Annotated in this window: 24 protein-coding genes; 10 read left to right on the top strand and 14 right to left on the bottom strand. The window is 35.1% G+C overall.

The genetic code is table 11. The annotated features are described in order from the left end of the window. Positions 1-11: 11 nt before the first annotated feature. The 4 genes from accB to pdxA form a co-directional block, all read right to left on the bottom strand. Entirely contained in the window at positions 12-491 is a 480-nt protein-coding gene (gene accB / locus EG359_RS12375) for an acetyl-CoA carboxylase biotin carboxyl carrier protein (RefSeq protein WP_076355118.1), read from the bottom strand. 127 nt (positions 492-618) lie between these two features. Next, positions 619-822 (bottom strand): 50S ribosomal protein L32, encoded by a 204-nt coding sequence (rpmF, locus tag EG359_RS12370; RefSeq protein ID WP_076355116.1) that lies wholly within the window; start codon positions 820-822, stop codon positions 619-621. A 67-nt stretch (positions 823-889) separates the two neighbouring features. Next, positions 890-1426: a YceD family protein gene (locus EG359_RS12365; RefSeq protein WP_076355114.1), complete on the bottom strand. Its 537-nt coding sequence runs from the start codon at positions 1424-1426 to the stop codon at positions 890-892. A gap of 84 nt (positions 1427-1510) precedes the next feature. After that, complete coding sequence (gene pdxA / locus EG359_RS12360) at positions 1511-2602, bottom strand: 4-hydroxythreonine-4-phosphate dehydrogenase PdxA (RefSeq protein ID WP_076355112.1); 1092 nt, start codon at positions 2600-2602, stop codon at positions 1511-1513. A 48-nt stretch (positions 2603-2650) separates the two neighbouring features. Here pdxA and EG359_RS12355 point away from each other — a divergent pair, with 48 nt between their 5' ends. The 3 genes from EG359_RS12355 to EG359_RS12345 are packed head-to-tail and all read left to right on the top strand — an operon-like array spanning position 2651 to position 5398. Then, positions 2651-3235 (top strand): riboflavin synthase, encoded by a 585-nt coding sequence (locus tag EG359_RS12355; protein ID WP_076355110.1) that lies wholly within the window; start codon positions 2651-2653, stop codon positions 3233-3235. A 1-nt stretch (position 3236) separates the two neighbouring features. Beyond that, complete coding sequence (locus EG359_RS12350; RefSeq protein ID WP_123867376.1) at positions 3237-4691, top strand: sensor histidine kinase; 1455 nt, start codon at positions 3237-3239, stop codon at positions 4689-4691. Further along, entirely contained in the window at positions 4691-5398 is a 708-nt protein-coding gene (locus EG359_RS12345; RefSeq protein ID WP_076355106.1) for a tRNA1(Val) (adenine(37)-N6)-methyltransferase, read from the top strand. Before EG359_RS12350 ends, EG359_RS12345 begins: the two co-directional genes overlap by 1 nt. Positions 5399-5440: 42 nt before the next feature. On the opposite strand, the gene EG359_RS12340 is transcribed toward EG359_RS12345, so the two are convergent. Further along, positions 5441-6151 carry a cell division ATP-binding protein FtsE gene (locus EG359_RS12340; RefSeq protein ID WP_076355104.1) on the bottom strand — a complete coding sequence of 237 codons (711 nt, stop codon included), beginning with the start codon at positions 6149-6151 and terminating at the stop codon, positions 5441-5443. Between the two features lie 154 nt (positions 6152-6305). Beyond that, complete coding sequence (gene rpmH / locus EG359_RS12335) at positions 6306-6464, bottom strand: 50S ribosomal protein L34 (RefSeq protein ID WP_034701860.1); 159 nt, start codon at positions 6462-6464, stop codon at positions 6306-6308. A 235-nt stretch (positions 6465-6699) separates the two neighbouring features. Here rpmH and EG359_RS12330 point away from each other — a divergent pair, with 235 nt between their 5' ends. Then, entirely contained in the window at positions 6700-7704 is a 1005-nt protein-coding gene (locus tag EG359_RS12330; RefSeq protein ID WP_076355102.1) for a DHH family phosphoesterase, read from the top strand. Positions 7705-7794: 90 nt separating this feature from the next. Here the strand turns inward: EG359_RS12330 and EG359_RS12325 are convergent, their stop codons facing one another. The 5 genes from EG359_RS12325 to tilS all read right to left on the bottom strand — a co-directional run bounded on the left by EG359_RS12325 (position 7795) and on the right by tilS (position 13783). Further along, positions 7795-8607 (bottom strand): patatin-like phospholipase family protein, encoded by an 813-nt coding sequence (locus EG359_RS12325; protein WP_076355100.1) that lies wholly within the window; start codon positions 8605-8607, stop codon positions 7795-7797. 62 nt (positions 8608-8669) lie between these two features. Next, entirely contained in the window at positions 8670-9452 is a 783-nt protein-coding gene (locus EG359_RS12320; protein ID WP_076355098.1) for an alpha/beta fold hydrolase, read from the bottom strand. A 124-nt stretch (positions 9453-9576) separates the two neighbouring features. Further along, positions 9577-10101, bottom strand: coding sequence for a biopolymer transporter ExbD (locus tag EG359_RS12315; protein WP_076355096.1), 525 nt, complete (start codon positions 10099-10101; stop codon positions 9577-9579). Between the two features lie 276 nt (positions 10102-10377). Then, on the bottom strand, positions 10378-12444 hold the full coding sequence (locus EG359_RS12310; protein ID WP_076355284.1) for a protein-disulfide reductase DsbD family protein: 2067 nt from the start codon (positions 12442-12444) through the stop codon (positions 10378-10380). Further along, positions 12434-13783, bottom strand: a complete 1350-nt coding sequence (gene tilS, locus EG359_RS12305; protein WP_076355094.1) for a tRNA lysidine(34) synthetase TilS — start codon at positions 13781-13783, stop codon at positions 12434-12436. Before tilS ends, EG359_RS12310 begins: the two co-directional genes overlap by 11 nt. 87 nt (positions 13784-13870) lie before the next feature. On the opposite strand from tilS, the gene EG359_RS12300 reads away from it, so the two are divergent. Next, positions 13871-14704 (top strand): OmpA family protein, encoded by an 834-nt coding sequence (locus EG359_RS12300; RefSeq protein WP_076355092.1) that lies wholly within the window; start codon positions 13871-13873, stop codon positions 14702-14704. A gap of 65 nt (positions 14705-14769) precedes the next feature. On the opposite strand, the gene EG359_RS12295 is transcribed toward EG359_RS12300, so the two are convergent. Beyond that, positions 14770-15018 carry a hypothetical protein gene (locus EG359_RS12295; protein WP_076355090.1) on the bottom strand — a complete coding sequence of 83 codons (249 nt, stop codon included), beginning with the start codon at positions 15016-15018 and terminating at the stop codon, positions 14770-14772. A gap of 166 nt (positions 15019-15184) precedes the next feature. On the opposite strand from EG359_RS12295, the gene EG359_RS12290 reads away from it, so the two are divergent. The 5 genes from EG359_RS12290 (at position 15185) to EG359_RS12270 (ending at position 18632) form a co-directional block, all read left to right on the top strand. Further along, on the top strand, positions 15185-15343 hold the full coding sequence (locus tag EG359_RS12290) for a CCPGW family putative bacteriocin (RefSeq protein ID WP_109622380.1): 159 nt from the start codon (positions 15185-15187) through the stop codon (positions 15341-15343). A 113-nt stretch (positions 15344-15456) separates the two neighbouring features. Next, positions 15457-16104, top strand: a complete 648-nt coding sequence (locus tag EG359_RS12285) for an O-methyltransferase (protein ID WP_076355088.1) — start codon at positions 15457-15459, stop codon at positions 16102-16104. An 87-nt stretch (positions 16105-16191) separates the two neighbouring features. Then, positions 16192-16908, top strand: coding sequence for a C40 family peptidase (locus EG359_RS12280; protein WP_076355086.1), 717 nt, complete (start codon positions 16192-16194; stop codon positions 16906-16908). Between the two features lie 3 nt (positions 16909-16911). Further along, a complete protein-coding gene (locus EG359_RS12275; protein WP_076355084.1) occupies positions 16912-17382 on the top strand; it encodes a DUF1648 domain-containing protein in 471 nt (156 codons plus the stop codon). Between the two features lie 11 nt (positions 17383-17393). Beyond that, positions 17394-18632, top strand: coding sequence for a 3-deoxy-D-manno-octulosonic acid transferase (locus tag EG359_RS12270; RefSeq protein ID WP_123867374.1), 1239 nt, complete (start codon positions 17394-17396; stop codon positions 18630-18632). On the opposite strand, the gene EG359_RS12265 is transcribed toward EG359_RS12270, so the two are convergent. Then, positions 18624-19250 carry a calponin homology domain-containing protein gene (locus tag EG359_RS12265; RefSeq protein WP_076355080.1) on the bottom strand — a complete coding sequence of 209 codons (627 nt, stop codon included), beginning with the start codon at positions 19248-19250 and terminating at the stop codon, positions 18624-18626. The genes EG359_RS12270 and EG359_RS12265 overlap by 9 nt on opposite strands. Continuing rightward, positions 19250-20005 carry a glycosyltransferase family 2 protein gene (locus EG359_RS12260; protein WP_076355078.1) on the bottom strand — a complete coding sequence of 252 codons (756 nt, stop codon included), beginning with the start codon at positions 20003-20005 and terminating at the stop codon, positions 19250-19252. The genes EG359_RS12265 and EG359_RS12260 overlap by 1 nt, the downstream gene beginning before the upstream one ends. Between the last annotated feature and the right edge of the window lies 1 nt (position 20006).

Below are 20006 nucleotides of genomic sequence, written 5' to 3'. Positions count from 1 at the left end.
TGCAACCTAAATTAAGATGGATCTACTAAGAATAAAGGTTGGTCGTATTCTACCGGAGTAGCATCATCAACTAGAATCTTAACGATTTTTCCGCTGATTTCAGACTCAATCTGGTTGAATAATTTCATTGCTTCAATAACGCAAACTACTTTACCTACAGAAACCTCGTCACCTACATTTACAAATACATCTTTATCTGGAGATGGCTTTCTGTAGAAAGTACCGATCATTGGAGACTTGATTGTTACATATTTGCTATCATCAGATGCAGCTTCAGCCTTTTCAGATGGAGCAGCAGGAGTAGCAACAGGTGCAGGAGCAGCTACTGCTTGTGGAGCAGTGTGGTATACCGCAGGTTGTGCATAAACAGCATCGTTTCCAGCTAATGGAGTTTTAATAGTGATTTCGAAATCCTTAGTCTTGTACTTTACTTCTGAAACTTCAGCCTTAGATACAAACTTAATAAGATTCTGTATGTCTTTAATGTCCATAAATTTGATATTTGATTTTGGTTCAAAGATACCAAAAAAACGTAAAAAACAACAAAAAACCGCCAAATTTTATCAAAATTGGGCGGTTTTTGTATTAAAATGAGGCTTTTTCAATGAAAAGCGACTCTTAGTTTTCTTCAGTAGTAGCTACTTCTTTTTCCAATACTACTTTACCTCTGTAGTAAAGTTTTCCTTCATGCCAGTGAGCTCTGTGGAATAGGTGAAGCTCTCCTGTTGTTGCATCTTTAGCTAATTGAGGAACTACAGCTTTGTAGTGAGTTCTTCTCTTATCTCTTCTTGTGGACGACTGTCTTCTCTTTGGATGTGCCATTTTCTAATAACTTTTTTAATTGATGAGCGATGAGATTCATCATCTCATCATATTTAAATTATTCTATTTAATTATTGTCTCTTAATTTTCTTAATGCGTCCCATCTTGGATCGCTCTCATGTTCTTTTTCTTCTTCCTCAGCTTCTTCAATTTCTTTTGGGCTGAACTGGTCAAGAATTTTTAGATCTTCTTCATTGATATTAGGTGATATTTTTTTCATCGGAATAGAAAGCATTACATTTTCATATATCAAATGTGCTACATTGAATGCATGATCTCCCGTAGGGATGGTAATGACATCTTCATTGCTGTCATCATACTCTTCTCCGAAATTCACCAAAACCTTGATTTCATTCTCAATAGGATAGTCAAAATCTTCATTTGTGATATCACAAACCAATTCGACCAACCCGTTTATTTTAATCTCAAATTCTAGAAAAGTAGTGTGTTTATCAAGTAATACATTTACTATTATTCTAGGATTTGTAAATTCCTGCTCAGTGTCAAATAATTGAAAGAACGTTTTATCTATCTCAAACTTGAACTCGTGTTTTCCGTTTTTAAGTCCGGAAAAGCTTACGTCATAGTTTCTTAACTTGTCCATAAAATGAGTGTGCAAAAATATGCATTTTTTTTATAATAACAAATAAAATCTAAAACAAATTGCTTTAAAATTTGTTTCAACGATTTATGCTTCAGTTTCCTCAGGTAGATCTTCATCTATACCATTATCTACAGCTACTTTTCTTGGCTGAAGACGGGTACTCATTAGTTCGCCGTATTCGCTTCTGTTCTTAAAAATCTTAATGGCAGTGAAAATAGCTTCTGTAAAACTCTGCTCATCGGCAATGTTTTTCCCTGCAATATCATAGGCTACTCCATGATCAGGAGAAGTTCTGATAAATGGAAGTCCCGCTGTATAATTTACTCCTTCTTCATAAGCCAGTGTTTTGAAAGGGGCTAATCCCTGATCGTGGTACATGGCTAAAACGGCATCGAAGTTCTTATATTTGTTAGGTTGGAAGAAACTATCTGCCGGGAATGGGCCAAATGCCAATACTCCGTTATCCGATAATTCCTGAATTGCCGGACTGATGATTTCAATTTCTTCATTTCCGATCACACCACCGTCGCCTGCATGAGGGTTCAATCCTAATACGGCAATCTTGGGCTTCTGAACGCAGAAATCTTCAATCAAGGTTTGGTTAAGTACCCTGATTTGTTTTTTTATTTTTTCCTTGGAAATATTCTCTGCAATCTGAGAAATAGGAATGTGGTGGGTGGAAACTGCTACTTTCAGATCTTCAGTTACCAGGAACATTAATCCTTTTTTGCTGAATTTTTCTTCAAAATATCCGGTATGTCCTGCATGCTTAAAGCCCATTTTCACCATTTCATCCTTGTTGATAGGAGCGGTTACAAGAACATCAATGTCTCCTTTCATCAAGGCTTCAGTAGCTGCTTCTAGAGAATCAATAGCCATTTTGGTCGATTCTTCAGTGGGAACACCAAGCTCTACGTTTACGTTGTCCTTTGTCAGGTTTACCATGTTGAGTTTTCCTGCCTGAGCCTGCGAAGCTTCATTAACGTAGTTAAAATTAAGATTCAGCTTGAAAATATTTTTCTGATAAGTGAATAATTTCCCCGAACCAAAAATTACAGGAGTGAAAAAATCTGTAATGGTTTTGTCTTTCAGAGATTTCATGATGATCTCCGGACCGATGCCGTTGAAATCACCGATTGAAATTCCTACTCGTACTTTATGGTTTTTTGGGCTCATTTTGATTATCTTTGAAGATTATAATTTACAAATTTAGCAAAAAATAATATGTTCACAGGAATTATTGAAGCAGTTGGTGTTATTGAAAAGATTGAAGAAAAAGGAAGCAACATAGATTTCACCCTGACATGCCCTTTTACAAACGAACTTAAAATTGATCAGAGCTTGGCGCACAACGGATGTTGCCTTACTGTGGTGGAGATTAAAGACAATCAATACGTGGTAACAGCCATCAACGAAACATTGGAAAAAACCAACCTTGGAAAATGGGAATTGGGAACTGTTGTTAATCTTGAGCGTTGCATGAAGATGGACGGAAGATTAGACGGCCATATCGTTCAGGGGCACGTTGATAAAACCGGAGAGGTTGTGGGAATTGAAAATAAAGATGGAAGCTATTTTATTACAATGAAGTATGAAGCAGACGGAAACTTTGTGACGGTACCTCAGGGTTCCATCACTGTAAACGGAATCAGTCTGACTGTTGCAAAAAGTGAGCATACACAGTTTTCAGTAGCCATTATTCCTTATACGTGGGAGTTTACCAATATGCAACACTTGAAAATTGGTGATAAAGTTAACCTGGAATTTGACATCATTGGTAAGTATATTGCTAGGTTAATTAAAAAGTAGGATGTCGATTAATAAATATAAAGGATATAGCTTAAGGAATCGGGTGTTTTTCGGTTTCTTACTGGTATGTTTTTTAAGTGTTGTGGCAACTTCGCTTGTTCCTTATTTTGTTTTAAGGAATAATTCTCTGCAGCAGAGTAATATCGATATGCAGGAGAAAACCAATGCCGTAATGAGGTATCTGGATTATGCAGTAAGCCGAACACTTGTAGAAACAAAAGATCTTCCGAAAGTTTTAGGAAATAAAATCTTTGAAATAGCAGATATTAACCAGCATGATATTGTTATTTATGATCTGAAAGGCGACTATGTTCTTTCCAATAAAGATGAAAGCCTGATTGACCAAAAGAGACTGCCAATAGAAATTATTAATAAGATTCTGGCTACAGACGCAAGAGTTGATATGACAAGGTATGATGCAGCTAAAGATGCTAAGCTTACCTCTTCCTATCTTCTGTTGAAAAACAATGAGCTTGAGCCTATTGGTGTGGTCTATATTCCTTTATATCATAATGAATCTGCCTATCTGGATGTTCTTCATCAGTATGTAAAATACATTCTTTTAGTAGATATATTCCTTATTTTATTCAGTGTCTGGATCAGCGGGGTAACTTCCAACGGTTTGGCAAAAACCATTACTAAGTTCTCTGATATGATTACCCGTATTACATTGTTTGAAAATGAAATGCGCCCTATCAGATACTATAAAAATGATGAGTTGAATGCCTTGGCAAGAGCTTACAATAGAATGATTCTTCAGATTCAGGATCAAAAAGAGAGGCTGCGTTTCAAGGCTTCAGAAGAGGCATGGAGAGAAATGGCAAAGCAGGTTGCCCATGAGGTGAAAAACCCACTTACTCCTATGAAACTTACCATTCAGAACTTTGAAAGAAAATTCGATCCTGAAGCTCCAAATATCAGAGAAAGGGTAAAGCAGATGAGTAAGACAATGGTAGATCAGATTGATCTTATTGCTACGGTTGCGTCAGCTTTCTCAGAATTTGCTAAACTTCCTGAAAAAAATAATGAAGTCATCAATCTGAATACAGAGGTTGAAGATATTCTTCGTGTATTCAATGACGATAGTATTTTCATGCATGCCAATAAGAGTAATATTATGATCAATATGGATAGGATTTATCTTTCCAGGATCATTACCAATCTTGTTACCAATGCTAAACAGGCAGAAAGTGATGAAAGAAAACTCATCATTAATGTAGATGTGGAGCAGCATCAGAGAAGAGTAATTGTTTCCGTTCAGGATAACGGTATCGGAATTCCTGAAAATATGTACGAAAGAATCTTTGAACCCAATTTTACTTCCAAAAATAGTGGAATGGGGCTTGGCTTATCCATGGTAAGAAAGATGATTGAAGATTATAAAGGGGAAATTTCTGTGAAATCTGAAGTAGGAAAGGGGTCAACATTCATTATTACATTACCTACTAACTTATAGTGAAGTCTTTTAAGTTTAAACAATTCGAAATTCAGCAGTCTAAGAACGTCTTCCGTGTAGGAACGGACGGGGTTTTGCTTGGTGCTTTAGCTGATGTTGGGCATGCTTCCCATGTTTTGGAGGTTGGAACGGGAACGGGATTGATTTCTTTAATGCTGGCGCAAAGGAATTTACAGGCAAATTTTTTAGGACTGGATATTAATGAAGAGGCTACGATTCTTACAAAAACGAATTTTGAAAGTTCTCCTTTTTACCCGAGGATGAGTAATATTCATCAGGATTTTAAATCTTTTGAAACAGATAAGAAGTTTGATCTGATCATCTCTAATCCACCTTATTTTGAAGAATCTGAGTCTGAAAAAGATAAGATTGCACGTCAGACTGTTGAATTAAACTTTAGACAGTTAATTGAAAAATCAGCTGGGCTTTTATCTGAAAATGGAATTTTCTCAGTTATTATTCCAATTGAGGCAGGTGAGGTATTTATTTTAATTGCAAAAGAAAATCAACTGTTTTTGAATCGTAGAGTAGATATCAAAGGCATTGAAGGTTCCAAGGCAAAAAGACTTATTCTGGAATTTTCTCTCATAGAAAAAGATCTTGAGGAGACTGAATTTATTATAGAAAAAAGTCCGAGAATATACTCGGACCAATATCTTGAACTCACTAAGGAGTTTCATGTCTTTAAAAAAGAAAGTAGAGGATAGAAAGGTTGCTGTAGAACTTTCTAATTTCTAAATCTTACATTTTTATTCAAACAATTCTGCTGTATCCAATACAGATACTTTTCCATCTTCACATCTGATAGCTTCGCCAGGGAAGTTTTGAATCATATGGTAGTCATGTGTTGCCATTACTACTGCGGCTCCGTTTTCAAGGGCTACCTGCTTCAATAGCGTCATAATTTCATTGGAAGTTTCCGGGTCAAGGTTTCCTGTTGGCTCATCCGCTAGTATAAGATCCGGGTGATTAAGTAGTGCTCTTGCGATGGCAATACGCTGTTGCTCACCTCCGGAAAGCTCGTGTGGCATTTTGTGCTTTTTGCTTTTCATGTTCACGCTTCCCAATACTTCATTGATACGGTCTTCTATTTTTACCTTATCGCTCCATCCTGTAGCTTCCAGAACGAACTTCAAGTTTTTCTCAACCGTTCTGTCAGAAAGCAGCTGGAAATCCTGGAATACAATTCCTAGTTTTCTTCTAAGGTTAGGAATGTCAGACGGCTTTAGCTTTGCCAGCTCGAATCCTACCACAGCTCCATGTCCTGATGCTAATGGAATGTGACCATAAAGCGTTTTCAGAAGTGAGCTTTTTCCAGAACCTGTTTTTCCGATAAGATAACAGAATCTCCCTTTTTTAATGTTAAGATTTACATCAGTAAGGACCGTAAAGTTTTTCTGTGCAATTTTTGCATGTTGCAAACTTATGATATTGTCTCCGGAGATATTTGTATGTGGCATAATTTAATTTTAAAGGCTGTTTCTAATAAAAATATTTCAACTTTTAAAAATAGAAAAAATAAGTCTATTTGACTTAAATTTTAGTAAATTTTAACAACAAAAAATGCCTGAAAAGGTACTTTTCAAGCATTTTTTGTATATGATAATAAAAAGATTATCTCTTAGCGCGTGCAGCACTTACAGTTAAACTCTTTCTGCCTTTAGCTCTTCTCGCAGCCAAAACTCTTCTTCCATTTGGCGTAGACATTCTTTCTCTGAAACCGTGTTTGTTTCTCTTTTTTCTTTCTGATGGCTGGAATGTTCTTTTACTCATTACTATATGTTTAAATCGTAATTAATCTATTAATTTTCAGGTTGCAAAGATATAGAAATTTTTATAAGATACAAACTTTGATTATCTTTTTTTGAAAATATTTGAAATGTTTTTTTAGTCAAACATTTCCAAACCCTGATAAGAAACGAATTTCTGCCTACAAAAATAATATTAAAATGATTTATATAAAAGCTCTATCTTTGAAAACTTAAATTTTAACGAAAATAAACACAAGATGTTTACACCAGCAGAACTTTTAGAGATCAATACATTACTTAAGCCTGAAAACAAAATAGTTATCCTTACCCACTATAACCCGGATGGAGATGCTATAGGGTCCAGTCTTGGATTGAAGCATTATTTAGCAGCTAAAGGAATTCACGCTGAGGTTGTTGTTCCGAATGATTTTCCTAAGTTTCTGAAATGGATGCCGGAATCCAAGAAAGTAATTATTGCAGAATATAAAAGAAAATTAGCTTCCGATATGATTTTCGGGGCGGATGTGATCTTCTGTCTTGATTTTAATTCTCCATCAAGAATAGGATTATTAGGAGATTGGCTGTTAAAGGCTCAAGGAAAGAAAATTCTTATTGACCACCACCAACAGCCGGAACCATTTGACTTCGTATATTCAGATACCGTAATCCCTGCCACTTCACAGATGATTTATCATTTCATTGAGGCAATGGAAGATGAGAAATTGGTGAATCAGGATATGGCGGAATGTTTGTATACAGGGATTATGACTGATACAGGAGGTTTCCGTTTTCGTTCTACCAGCGCTACTACCCACAGAATTATTGCTAACCTGATTGAAAAGGGAGCAGATCCTGCCATGATAACATCCAATACATGGGATACAAATACCGTTTCCCGTCTTCATTTGTTGGCTTTGGTATTAGGGAGAATAGAAGTGGTAAACGAGGGTAGAGTAGCCATCCTAAGCCTTACGAGAAATGAACTTAAGGAATTTGGCTTCCAGAAAGGAGATACAGAAGGTTTTGTAAACTATGGTTTAAGCATTGCCGGAGTGAAGATGTCTGCTTTTTTCATGGAGGATCTGTATGAAGATTTTATTAAAATTTCATTCAGAAGTAAGGATGATGTAGATGTAAACCAGTTCTCCAGAAAGTATTTCAACGGAGGAGGCCATATTAATGCGGCAGGAGGAAAATCTGACGATTCTTTATCAGGAACCATAGAAATTTTCAAAAACAGATTGATTGAAGAAAATTTGTAGTAGATAAAACGTAATTAACCTATTTTAGGTATAAAATATTGAGTGTTATAGATTTCTATAGCACTTTTTCTTCAGTAGAATTTCAGGTTTTTAGTTTGTCAAGCCTTTTTTATAGCCTTTTTCTTCCAATTCCATACAGGCGTATTCATAAACCTGCTGAAACATTTCCTCCAGATATTTCTTGTTAAAAAGACTGTATTTTGTCATTTTTGGCGGATCTAAAAATATATTACAGTATTTCACCTTGGAATAGACAGATTTTGCAATGGCTAAGTGAAGAATCCTGTCAAACTCTTTCATTAGACTCATTTTATTGAGTTCATCATAGCTTATTGAGTTCACATGAGAAGCTATCAGAAAGTCACATTTGTCCATGATCGGTTCAATGGGAAGATTGTCCAGAACTCCGCCGTCTACATATATTTTACCACCCATTCTTACAGGAGGAAGAATAAATGGAACACTTGATGAGGCCAGAAGAGGCGTGAAGAGTTCTCCTTCGGAAAAAAAATCAATAATTCCATGAGTCATTTCTGTAGCAGCAACGTAAACAGGAATTTTTAGGATATTAAAATTATCCTCAGGAAAATAGTCCTTGAATAACTTTAAAATAAAACTCGAACTAAAGATTCCGTTTTTGGATAATTTCAGTGCAGATCGGGAGAAAAAAGAAGTGTGTTTTACGATTTCCATCATTTCATCCGGAGTTTTCCCGAAAGAATAAAAAGCACCAATAATAGAACCTGCACTTGTTCCTGAAATGATGTGTGGTTTCAGATTGTATTCCTCCAATGCTTTTAGAACGGCAATATGGGCAATTCCCCGCATTCCTCCGCCAGAAAGTGTAAGTCCGATAACCGGTGGTTTCGGTGGTTCCTTTTTTTTGAAAGAGAATAAACCCATTTCTAAAAATTATTCTTTACTAATATACCGCATTTTTTATGAAAAATTCTTTGTTCCGAACCTTATAGAACCAGTTTTTTAGGAAGATTATGAAGAAGCTCAGTATTGATAATTTCCGCACAAATACCCGGTTTCTCCCAATGTCCGTTGTGACCGCAATCTAAGATGTAGGATTTTATATTTGTTCTGTCCGGAAGATTCTTAATGGTAACATCTGTTTTTACAGCATTGTCGTGCTTTCCGGCCAGTACTAAAATTTTGGCTTCCAGATTTTCCATGATGTGCTTTTTATCAGTTCTCTCTACCATTCCTTTTACGCAGGCAAGGGCTCCCATATTATTTGTGGAAAGTGCTGTTTCAAGTGCTGTTTCAATTTTACCCTCCAGAATATCCCTTTCATTGGGATTAAACAGGTTAGGAACTCCGGCTCGTGCATAATGAGCAAACGCATCCTTGATGATCCTGTAGCTTTTTATACGCTGTTGTTTTTTTTCTTCATCATCTGCAAAATAGGTTGAAAAAAATAAGGTTAAACTTTTTAACGTATTGGGGTACTTTTCAGCAAAAGCTAATGAAGTATATCCTCCCATAGAATGTCCCAATAAGTGTACTTTTTCTAGATTTTGATTATCCAGGACTTTTTTTACTTCATCAGCCATCAGTTCCATGGTATGAATTTCTCCAAGGATATCAGACTGCCCATGTCCGGGAAGATCAATTTTCAACAGTGAAAAATTCTTGGAAAGATGTGGTTCCATATCACTCCATATAGATAGATTTTCCATAAAGCCATGAAGGAGTACTAATGTTTCTTTTCCGTTTCCTTTTCTTTCAAAGTTCAGCATGATTTCAAAATTATAAAAGTTAAAATAATACAGTTTACCTTGTATGAAGTAAAGGCATACTGCGAATAGATTTTACTTTCAAATGTAAACAAAAAAAGAGCATTTTAAAAATGCCCTTTATCTTTTATTGAGTTAATTCCTTGTAAATTTTTGTTTCCCAAGGTTTGATGTCTGTAACACCATAGCGTTCTTTTTTGGAAATAGCCAGATTATCCAGCATATCTACAAAGTTTTTATAATTGGCCTCATCAGTAGGCTTCACTATAACAGTGAATTTATTTGGTTTAGGAGCATTTTTATAAGCTTCAGCAATGATTTTAGAGATTTTTATTCCACTAAAGTCAGTTTCCTTAAGATTTGTGGTATTGAGATCTTTCTCATTGCTTTGGTGATAAAATACCCGGTTGTCTTTTCCAAGGATAAATGTGACCTGGTTTTTGTCTCCAATAACGGGAATATTAATAGGATTTGGGTTGGGATCTTTTGCCGGTAGTCCCAAATCCATTACATTGGGTTTTGTAAAATTGGTTGTGAACATAAAGAAAGTGATCAGTAGAAATCCCAAATCTACCATGGGAGTCATGTCTACTCTGATTAATTTTTTCTTTTGCTTGCTGCCCTGCTTTTCTTGTGCAATTACTTCAGCCATAATTAATATTTTAAAATGTTAAACGGTATTTGATGAAAACTTTAAAAACTCGATCGTGATTTTGATGAATTGATACAAAGTTCATACCTAAAATTTAAAATATTTAATAAATATTCATTTTTATTAAATGATTACACTTAAATAATGTTAAAGTCAATGTATTAAGGTTGTGATTGGCAAAAAGAGTTCCTTGTTTATTTTCTGTTACTAATTTTATTTTTAGTCATAAAAAAACTCACACTGAAAAGTGTGAGTTTAGAGATTTATGTAAATGATTTACTTACTTTTTTTATAGAAATTTACTCCGCATTCAAGGAACTTCTTAAAGTCCTTTTTTGGCATGTAACCAGAAACCGGGGTGTTGATTACTTTTCCGTCAGGAGTTATTAAAACATAGTGCGGCTGAGAGTTATTATTAAAGTTAACCTGTTGGAATAAGCTCCATCTGTCACCAATTGTTTTTACCTTTTTAATTTGTCCTTCTCCAAGATCAATCTTTGTTTTTTGATCCTCAGGAAGTTCTTCCTTGTCGTCCACATATAGAGAAGCTAAAACAACATCATTTTGTAAGACCGGTAAAATATCCGGCTCGCTCCATACAAACTCTTCCATTTTTCTACAGTTTTCACAGCCATAGCCGGTAAAGTCTATTAAGATAGGTTTGTTTTCCTTTTTAGCAATTTCAATAGCCTTGAAAAAGTCATGTTCCGGATGCATTCCTAAAATTCCGTCTTTTTCATCATGGAAGTAGCTTACATTCAATGGAGGCAAGATTCCGCTTAATAACTGAAGTTTTGGACGGTCAGATGGAATTAATCCTTGGATCAGGTAGATCACAAAACCGATTCCCAATGCCCCCAATATTTTTCTTGTAATGGAGATTTTAGGCTTTTTGTCATCGTGTGGGAATTTGATTAATCCAAATAAATATAAAGTTAATCCTAAAGCAATGATAATCCATATGGCGATGAAAAGCTCTCTTTTTAAGAAGAACGTTTTAGATACCAAATCTGCCTTAGATAAGAATTTTAAAGCTAAAGCTAATTCTACGAAACCTAAAATCACTTTTACCGTGTTCATCCATCCTCCTGATTTTGGAAGACTTTGTAAAGCTTGCGGGAATAAAGCCAATAGTCCGAAAACAATAGCCCATGCTAACCCAAATCCTGCCAATGCAAATGTTAATAACATCGGAACATTGGATGATCCTGTTACTGCACTTCCCAATAAACTTCCCAAAATAGGGCCTGTACAAGAGAAAGAAACAATAACCAGTGTAAGTGCCATGAAGAAAATACCAATGATTCCTCCTGCCTCTTCAGCTCTTGATGATTTGTTGGCAATTGAACTAGGCAATGTAATATCATAATACCCGAAGAAACTTCCGGCAAAGAAGATAAATATAATAAAGAAAGCAATATTCAGCCATACGCTCGTTGAGATCTCATTGAAGATATTTCCGGCAATTCCATCAATAATGTGGAATGGAATACTCAATAAAACGAAAATAAGAAGAATGAAAAATCCATAGATTATTGCATCTCTTTTACCTTTTGCCTTGTCCTTGCTACCCTTCGTAAAGAATGAAACAGTTAAAGGGATCATAGGAAAAACACATGGTGTTAAAAGCGCAATTAATCCTCCAATGAAACCAAGGAATAAATAAGTCCAATAGTTTTCCTCCACTTGGGTAGTAGCTGTTCCGCAATCTGTTAATGGATTTTTGAAGTCCAGTGTTTCAATTTTTAACTGCTTTGGATCTAATTTTGATGTCTCAGTAAGTGTTGCTTCTGCCTTTGTTGGGTTTTCAGTAACGGTTTCTAGAGTTTTTACAGAATCTTTTGCTGCTGTTACTTCTTCAGTCGCAGCCTCTTCAGTTGCTCCTTTGGGAGTAACTTTCTGATTGAATTCTAATGTATTTGGAGCAAGACAAACTCTGTCGTCACAAGTTTGATAGGTGATTTCAGAAATAACTTCCGCTGGTTTTGTAGGATCCTTTAGCTTGAATTTCTGCTTGAATCCGGCCGAGTTGGAATAATAAACAATGGTTCCGCCAAAAGCTTCAGAAAATTCTTCATGCTTTTTACCAACCTCGGTAAACTTTCCTATAAGTTCAATATTTTTTCCCGAAACCTTATACTCAGTCGGGATTCCTGTGTCTTCAGGAAGATCCTTGGAGTAAATATGCCAGCCACTTTCCATAGTAGCATTCAGAACTGCTTCATACTGGTTATTGCCCAGATCATTAACAGTGAATTTAAACTTTACAGGATTCTTAATCTGTGCGTTGATTCCTGTTGCTAAAAATAGTAGAATTAATAAAAACCAATTTCTAAATTTCATTTTTCGTTTCATTAAAAATTTTGAGAATACATTTTGTTTTCTCATCCTTTGCATATCTTCTATCCTGTCTGAAAGGTAATACTCCAAGTACGGAATTGTTACTGTCAGTCAGTATCCAAATTTTTTGCCTCGCTAAAATAGATAATTTTTCGTCCCTAAAAAACTTAGAAACTTTCTTTTTCCCTGAAAAACCTGTCGGGAAAAATTCATCACCATCCTGCTGTTTTCTTAAATGCAGCGGGAAGTGAAGTTTTTCAGCATCAAAGTCCCATTCAAAATTCTTATCGATTCCATCAATGTCTTCAATAGAATTCGGAATGTTAATACCGATCTGGTTTTCTGAAAAATCAAAATGATCGATCAGTAGAGTTTTATGATTGATTTCCTGTTTGTGGTTTCTATCAATAAAGATCAATTCATTTCTGTTGACAATCAACTGATACTCTTTAGAAAAAAAAGAACTGTTGTTTTCTGCCTTGAAAATCTTAGGAATTTCTTCTTCCTGATTGAACCCGTATTTTTTTAAAATTTCAAACTTGACAAAATCGCTTTCCTGATCCAGCTTTTCCTTTGATAATATTTTGTGCTCTTGGTTAAATACCATAAGCTTATTTTCTATTTCCTGGATTTGATTTTGAACAAAATCGTTGGCCTGGTTCAGATAAAAAGAACTCTTTTTGAAGTTTTCCAGAAAGTGATCATTCGTCTCCTGTAGCTTTGGAACGATTTCATTCCTGATTTTATTCCTCAGGTAATCACTTTTTTTATTGGAAAGATCTTCTCGAAACTCAATATTATTTTGTTCCGCGAACTGATAAATTTCTTTTTTTGAAAAGCTTAACAGGGGACGGAGTATACAATTTGCATTGGAAGGTATTCCACTTAATCCTTTAATGCCTGCCGCTTTTGAAAGATTAATAATAAATGTTTCCAACTGATCGTTCAAATGATGAGCTGTAACGAGAAATTCCAGTTTTTCCTTTTGCTGGATTTCTTTGAAAAATGCATAGCGCAGCTCCCTTGCCCAAAGCTGAATAGAATTTTCCGGTTTTTGATCCTTTTCCGAAACTTCATACAAATGGAATTTAATATGATTTTTCTCACAAAAATCCTGTACTACCTTTTGATCAAGGTCTGAATCTTTTCCGCGAAGTTTATAATTGATGTGGGCAATTTGAAATGAGTGCTCTTTACCTTGTGTATTGTACATTAAATCCTGAAATAAAGAGGCTAGAACCATAGAGTCAGCTCCTCCGCTCACAGCTAGAAGATAGGTGTGATTTTCAGGGTTGTGAACAAGATTTTCTAATTGGCTTTTAAAGCTTAATTTTTTCAACATATATGTTGAGAATTTCTTTTATGCAAAGATAAACCATATAATTCAATTGAATTTCCCTAACTTTGAGTAGTCTAAAAATGATTACTTATGAAGATTTTTAAAGTTTTAGCAGTTTCTGCAATGGCGTTGGGAATGACTTCTTGTGTGAGCAAGAAACAATATGATGCCTTGAGTAGTAACTATAAGCAGTGTATTGAAAATATCGGAGAAAGACAGAGAGAAATTCAGGATCTAAAATCCCAAAACTCTGCATTGACAGGTGAAAACAATTTGTTGAAAAGCCAACATGATGCTTTAAAGTCATCACTTGATGCGTGTCTTTCAAATACAGGGAAAAGTTCTGCTAACATTGATAAGCTGGTAGGGGAAATTAATGCTTCTAACACTTATATTAAGCAGTTGATTTCTAGTAATGCTAAAAATGACAGTTTGAACCTTGCATTGTCTAACAAACTGAAGAGATCTTTGGATAATGTATCAGATGAGGATGTACAGGTGAAGGTATTGAAAGGTGTAGTAATGATCTCCCTTTCAGATAAAATGTTATACAAAACAGGAGATTACAACATTTTGCCTGCAGCTCAGGAAGTGTTAGGTAAAGTTGCGAAGGTAATTAATGATTATGATAAATATTCTGTATTGATTGAAGGAAATACAGATAATGCTGCATTAAATTCTCCAAACCTGCCAAGAGATAACTGGGATCTTTCTGCATTAAGAGGTACCTCTGTTGCTAAAGTTCTTCAGACTCAGTTTGGTGTAGATCCTGCAAGAATTACAGCGGGAGGACGTTCTGAATACAATCCTAAAGCTACAAACATGAGTGTTTCCGGTAGAGCTGAAAACAGAAGAACAGAAATTATCATCATGCCTAAGCTGGATGAGTTTATGAAACTGATGGATATTGCTCCAAAGAAATAATCAGATAGAGAAATAATCAAATCTTAATAAAAAAAATCCCGAAGCAATTCGGGATTTTTTTTTAATCAAATTAATTCTTCTTTTTTTAAAAGAGAAATAATTCGCTGTAAAAATGAATTGGATATTTCAGTCTTGGTTTTTTTTGCAGAAGACTTCGTACCACTTTTTGGTGATACGATTTTTTGATTCCCATGGTTAGTTTGTGTCTCTCCTGCAATCATTTTGTTTCTCTTAGTGTTTTTACCCCTTTGTTCTCTCTGCAAACTTATAACTAATACCACAGAAAAAACATCCGTATTTTCACGGTATTTCATATGGGGTTTTTCCCTATAATGAGTATTGTTGTTAATAGCTTTTCTGAATTCTAATTCTTTGGTTTATAAAATAATGCGTATATTTAATTCTCCTTAAAAGGAAATAACATAAAGAGGTATCCGAAAATCTTATAGAGTAGGAAAGCTAAATCAACAAATTATTACTATGAAAAATCTACAAAAACTTTCAAGAGAAAAAATGAAAAATGTACAAGGTTCTCTAGGCGATGACTATTGTAATCCTCAGATTATTTGTCAAAGAACTAGTGACTGCTGTCCGGGATGGGTATGTGGAGGAAAAGGAGAGTATTGCATTGCTTATTAATAATTAAATAAGTATATATAAGAGAAGAGAGATTGATTTCTCTCTTTTTTTGTTTCAATATGTTATTCAAAAAGAAGTTTTAAAATTCTTAAATTTGTTTAAATTAAAATTGTATGAGTTTTTTTGAAGAAAAGAATCCTGAAATGGATAGGTATTTGGAATCGCATGCTTCTTCGGAATCTGAAATTCTGAAAAAGCTGAGAAGAGAAACTTATCAGAAGACAACACAACCGCACATGATCTCTGGATATCAGCAGGGGAGATTATTAACTATTATTTCTCAAATGTTGCAGCCTAAAAATGTTCTTGAAATAGGAACTTTCACAGGTTATGCTACCTTGTGTCTTGCTTCGGGATTGGCAAAGGATGGTAAAATCACAACATTGGACGTGAATGAAGATCTAGCTTACCTTCCAAAAAAATATTTTGAATCCAGCGAATATGCGGATCAGATTGATTTTAAACTTCAGGATGCGAAAGAGTTTTTAAAGGAAACGAATGAAGTATTTGATTTAATCTTTGTAGATGCAGATAAGGAAAACTATGCAGACTATTTCAGATTAATAAAACCTCATACAAAATCAGGGTCAGTAGTGATGTTTGATAATGTTCTGTGGTATGGAAAAGTGTTGGAGGAAAATCCAAAATTGAAATCTACACAGTCTATCCAGGAATTAAATGATTTAGTGGCAAAAGACGATGATTTTGAAAATCTTATTCTACCTTTGCGTGATGGAGTAAACTTTCTTCGCAGGAAGTAACTAAATAGTAAAGGATTAAATATTCAAAACGTTTATAGATCGTGATATTTTAATCTTTTAATTATTCAATCTTTTAATTTAGAGTTAATGAATAAAGGAATTTGTATTGTTACAGTAGCGCCGGTTCGTGCAGAAGGTTCTGATAAAGCCGAAATTGTTACTGAAATATTGTTTGGAGAAAGCGCGGATATTCTGGAGGTAAATAAAAACTGGACCAGAATAAAAATGCATTATGATGGCTATGAAGGATGGATGGATACCAAACAGCTAAAACCTGTAACAGATGAAGAGCTGGCGAATAGAAAAGTTACTGTGGTTACAGAGGACTTTTCTTCCGTATTGATGAATGATGGAAAAACATTGCTTTCGATGGGATCTGAAGTAGAATTTCCTGTGGTGGCCTCAAGAAGAAGTCATGACGTAAGGGAAAGCATTGCTTTGGCATCAAAAGAATTCCTTAATGTTCCCTATTTGTGGGGTGGCAAAAGCTTTTTTGCCGTAGACTGCTCCGGATTTACACAGCTGATTTATAAAATTCATAATATTAAACTTCCTAGGGATGCTTCTCAACAAGCTGAGGTAGGCGAAGCGCTTACCTTTGTGGAAGAAACCCAGCCGGGTGATCTTGCTTTCTTTGAAAATGCTGATGGGAAGATTATCCACGTAGGAATTATGCTGGAAAATCAGAAGATTATTCATGCATCAGGAAAAGTAAGAATCGATACTTTGGATTCTACAGGAATTTTCAATAAAGAAATGAATAAACATACTCATAAACTTAGGGTTCTTAAAAGCGTTATTTAAAATATGAAATTGTCCAGCATATTATTAATAGTGAACACTCTTTTGCTTATTGTAATTTGGGTTTTTACAGGAATAAAATATGCTGAGTTACCAGATATAATTCCTACTCATTTTGACTTTCAGGGAAATGTAGATGGTGAATCCGGTAAAGGAACGATCTGGCTTTTGCCATGTATTGCTAGCTTTATTCATCTTCTTTTTATTGGAGCAACCAGAGATCCCAATTCTCCTATGCTAAACGTACCACAAAGCTTCCGCAATAAAGAAAGACTGGAACTGTACTTGTTCTTTCTGCAGCTTCCTGTGATGATTCTGTTTTTGGATATTATTGTTGAAAGTATCCGGGTTGCAGAGGGGAAGCAGACTGAATTAAGTGATGCTGTTTTCTTTATTTTAGGATTATTATTTGCTATGGTTGGAGTATTTCTTGTAAGATGTATAAAAGAGAGTATAACAAAAAAGTCTAACGACTAAATCAATCAAAATTGAACTTGCTTTATAATATATTCATCAGTCTTCTCATTGTTGGAATGAAGGTTTTTTCATGGTTTAATGGTAAAACTAAAAAAGGCGTTGAGGGTAGAAAGCAATCTTTGGATAAAGTAAAATCTGCGTTTTCAAAAACTGATAAGGTGATTTGGATGCACGCAGCAAGTCTGGGCGAGTATGAACAGGGATTGCCAGTTTTAGAGAAGCTTAAAGAACAATTTCCTGATCATAAAATTCTGATCACTTTCTTCTCACCATCCGGATATGAGAATGTTATTAAAAAGAAACATATTGCAGATGTGATTTGCTATCTGCCTTTTGATAAAAAGAGTACTGTAAGAGAATTTGTATCACAATTTGATACTAAACTATTTTTTACGGTGAAGTATGATTACTGGTATAACTTGCTTGCCGAGCTCAAAAATAAGGGAGCAAAGATTTATGTAATTTCTGCTTTATTCTACGAAAGACAATCTTTTTTCACATCTTACGGTAAGTGGTTTGTGAAGCAGCTTCAGAAGAACATAGATTGGTTCTTTCACCAGACTCAGTTTTCCCTTGCATTGGCTAAAAGCGTAGGATTGACGAGATCTTCTGTAACTGGAGATACAAGGTTTGATAGGGTAAAACAGCTTCGGCTGCGAGATAATCATGTTGATCATGTTTCAGATTTTATAGGGCGACATAAGAGTATTGTTTTTGGAAGCTCCTGGCAAGCTGAGGAGAAAATTGCAGAAATGATTTCCCGTAAAAATAATACTGTAAAAATAATTATCGCACCCCACGATTTGAAGAGGGTAGAACATTTAAAAAATATGTTTCCGGATGCAATACTGTATAGTGAAGTACAAAGTTCAAACCTTTCAACGTTCAGTTCTCAGATCTTAATCATAGACAGCATAGGACTATTATCAAAACTATATTCCTATGCAGATATAGCAGTTGTTGGCGGAGGTTTTCATGACGCAGGATTGCATAATATTCTGGAGGCAGCGACATTTGGGGTTCCCGTAATCTTTGGAAATCGTTACAAAAAGAATCCTGAGGCAGATGATCTTATTTCCATGAATGGAGGAAAGTCCTTTGCAGACGAGCCAACAGCCGCAGAATTCGTTTTATTTCTTGCCAATGAAGAGAATAGAGAAGAACTCACGGAAATGTCTCAGAATGCAAAGAATTTCGTTGATGGGAAACCAAATTCCACAGAAATGATTCTGCAGAAAATTCTATCTTAAAAAGCCTTGGCTTTTTATCTCTTTCATTGTTTGCTCAATATTTTCAGGAATGTTGTCACACTCCAGCCAGTTAATGTCCAGCCCGTTATTGATGCATAATTTTTGAAGATAATGGTTTTCTGATATTTTGGCTTGAGTATCCCGTAGAAACTCGTCAATTTCCATCCAGTAATCCTCATCCAGTTTTTTAATTAATATCAGGGATTTGAATACTTTGTTGATGATATAGATGTACAGTTTATAAACATTGTCAAACCTCTGTCTGCTCAATTCATTATTATAATCTAGAATCTTATTAATCATCAGCAAATTAATTGAAACTTCCCCAAATTTGTCGGTTGTTATTTTGACATGTTCGGTAATTTCAGCACTTATTTTTCGGATGATCGTCAGGAAATATTTGGCGTTACCAATATATTTTGAAGCTAAAAGAATTTTTTCCTCTACATCTTCTTCCATTGTACTCCTCTTATCATCCGTGGTAGCCGGATCAATAAGCTCGAAGTACAATTTTTTAGACAGTAATTTATCCTTTCTCAGTAATCTGAAGATAAGTTTATCCTTTTCGGTACTGGAAAAAGCACTCAATGCTGCCTTAAACTCTTTTGAATACTCCATTAGTTGAAAATTTTTGAATATTTTAGAAAGCCATTCATGGCCCAGTTAGCAGTGTAATATAATGATTTTAAAGTGGAGAATCCCATGAAGTCTTTATACACAAGGTACTGATCCTTGATGATATTTTTTTTATTTCTGGAAACACTATTCTCACGCATTCTGTATTTTGCCATGGTTTTATTAATAGGCATTCCCTCAGGGATTACCTTTAATAGATTTAGCCACATCACATGATCTTCCCGTTTGCTTTTGACAGGGAATAAAAACTTCCCAACCCTTTTAGTGTCATACATTGTGGAAACAGGAGCCAATCGGCATGTCTTCAGGAGATTGGAAAATGTAACCACTTTGTCTGCAAGGAAATCCTTTAAGATAGGCTGAAGCTGCTCATCACATCTTGAATAGTTGCAATACACAAGCTCTGCATGATGTTCCTGCATATAATCCGTCATGGTCTCAATGTATTCAGGATACCAATAATCATCAGAGTCCAAAAATGCAATATATCTGCCCTTGGCTCTTTCAAGGCTATTATTTCTTGCATTTCCGGCACCGCCATTTTTCTCCAGAACCTGCAGCTTTATTCTTGGGTCATTATATTTCCTGATGATTTCTACTGTATTATCCTTGGAAAGATCATCAGTAATCAGCCATTCCCAGTTTTCATAGGTTTGACTAAGGACGGACTGTATGGTTTCCTCGATAAATTCTGCAGAATTATAGCAGGGAGTAATAATGGAGACAAGGTCTTTCATT

The organism is Chryseobacterium joostei, assembly GCF_003815775.1.
GTDB classification, from domain to species: domain Bacteria; phylum Bacteroidota; class Bacteroidia; order Flavobacteriales; family Weeksellaceae; genus Chryseobacterium; species Chryseobacterium joostei.
This window is presented reverse-complemented; position numbering and strand designations above follow the sequence as displayed.

Bases quoted from the DNA above. Each gene is read 5' to 3' on its own strand.
- rpmH (WP_034701860.1), bottom strand. From the start codon at position 6,464: ATGAGTAAAAGAACATTCCAGCCATCAGAAAGAAAAAAGAGAAACAAA.
- EG359_RS12275 (WP_076355084.1), top strand. From the start codon at position 16,912: ATGAAATTGTCCAGCATATTATTAATAGTGAACACTCTTTTGCTTATT.
- tilS (WP_076355094.1), bottom strand. From the start codon at position 13,783: ATGTTGAAAAAATTAAGCTTTAAAAGCCAATTAGAAAATCTTGTTCAC.
- EG359_RS12325 (WP_076355100.1), bottom strand. From the start codon at position 8,607: ATGGGTTTATTCTCTTTCAAAAAAAAGGAACCACCGAAACCACCGGTT.
- EG359_RS12310 (WP_076355284.1), bottom strand. From the start codon at position 12,444: ATGAAATTTAGAAATTGGTTTTTATTAATTCTACTATTTTTAGCAACA.
- EG359_RS12265 (WP_076355080.1), bottom strand. From the start codon at position 19,250: ATGGAGTATTCAAAAGAGTTTAAGGCAGCATTGAGTGCTTTTTCCAGT.
- EG359_RS12320 (WP_076355098.1), bottom strand. From the start codon at position 9,452: ATGCTGAACTTTGAAAGAAAAGGAAACGGAAAAGAAACATTAGTACTC.
- EG359_RS12290 (WP_109622380.1), top strand. From the start codon at position 15,185: ATGAAAAATCTACAAAAACTTTCAAGAGAAAAAATGAAAAATGTACAA.
- EG359_RS12365 (WP_076355114.1), bottom strand. From the start codon at position 1,426: ATGGACAAGTTAAGAAACTATGACGTAAGCTTTTCCGGACTTAAAAAC.
- accB (WP_076355118.1), bottom strand. From the start codon at position 491: ATGGACATTAAAGACATACAGAATCTTATTAAGTTTGTATCTAAGGCT.
- EG359_RS12330 (WP_076355102.1), top strand. From the start codon at position 6,700: ATGTTTACACCAGCAGAACTTTTAGAGATCAATACATTACTTAAGCCT.
- EG359_RS12280 (WP_076355086.1), top strand. From the start codon at position 16,192: ATGAATAAAGGAATTTGTATTGTTACAGTAGCGCCGGTTCGTGCAGAA.
- EG359_RS12285 (WP_076355088.1), top strand. From the start codon at position 15,457: ATGAGTTTTTTTGAAGAAAAGAATCCTGAAATGGATAGGTATTTGGAA.
- EG359_RS12350 (WP_123867376.1), top strand. From the start codon at position 3,237: ATGTCGATTAATAAATATAAAGGATATAGCTTAAGGAATCGGGTGTTT.
- EG359_RS12300 (WP_076355092.1), top strand. From the start codon at position 13,871: ATGAAGATTTTTAAAGTTTTAGCAGTTTCTGCAATGGCGTTGGGAATG.
- EG359_RS12355 (WP_076355110.1), top strand. From the start codon at position 2,651: ATGTTCACAGGAATTATTGAAGCAGTTGGTGTTATTGAAAAGATTGAA.
- EG359_RS12260 (WP_076355078.1), bottom strand. From the start codon at position 20,005: ATGAAAGACCTTGTCTCCATTATTACTCCCTGCTATAATTCTGCAGAA.
- rpmF (WP_076355116.1), bottom strand. From the start codon at position 822: ATGGCACATCCAAAGAGAAGACAGTCGTCCACAAGAAGAGATAAGAGA.
- EG359_RS12315 (WP_076355096.1), bottom strand. From the start codon at position 10,101: ATGGCTGAAGTAATTGCACAAGAAAAGCAGGGCAGCAAGCAAAAGAAA.
- EG359_RS12340 (WP_076355104.1), bottom strand. From the start codon at position 6,151: ATGCCACATACAAATATCTCCGGAGACAATATCATAAGTTTGCAACAT.
- pdxA (WP_076355112.1), bottom strand. From the start codon at position 2,602: ATGAGCCCAAAAAACCATAAAGTACGAGTAGGAATTTCAATCGGTGAT.
- EG359_RS12295 (WP_076355090.1), bottom strand. From the start codon at position 15,018: ATGAAATACCGTGAAAATACGGATGTTTTTTCTGTGGTATTAGTTATA.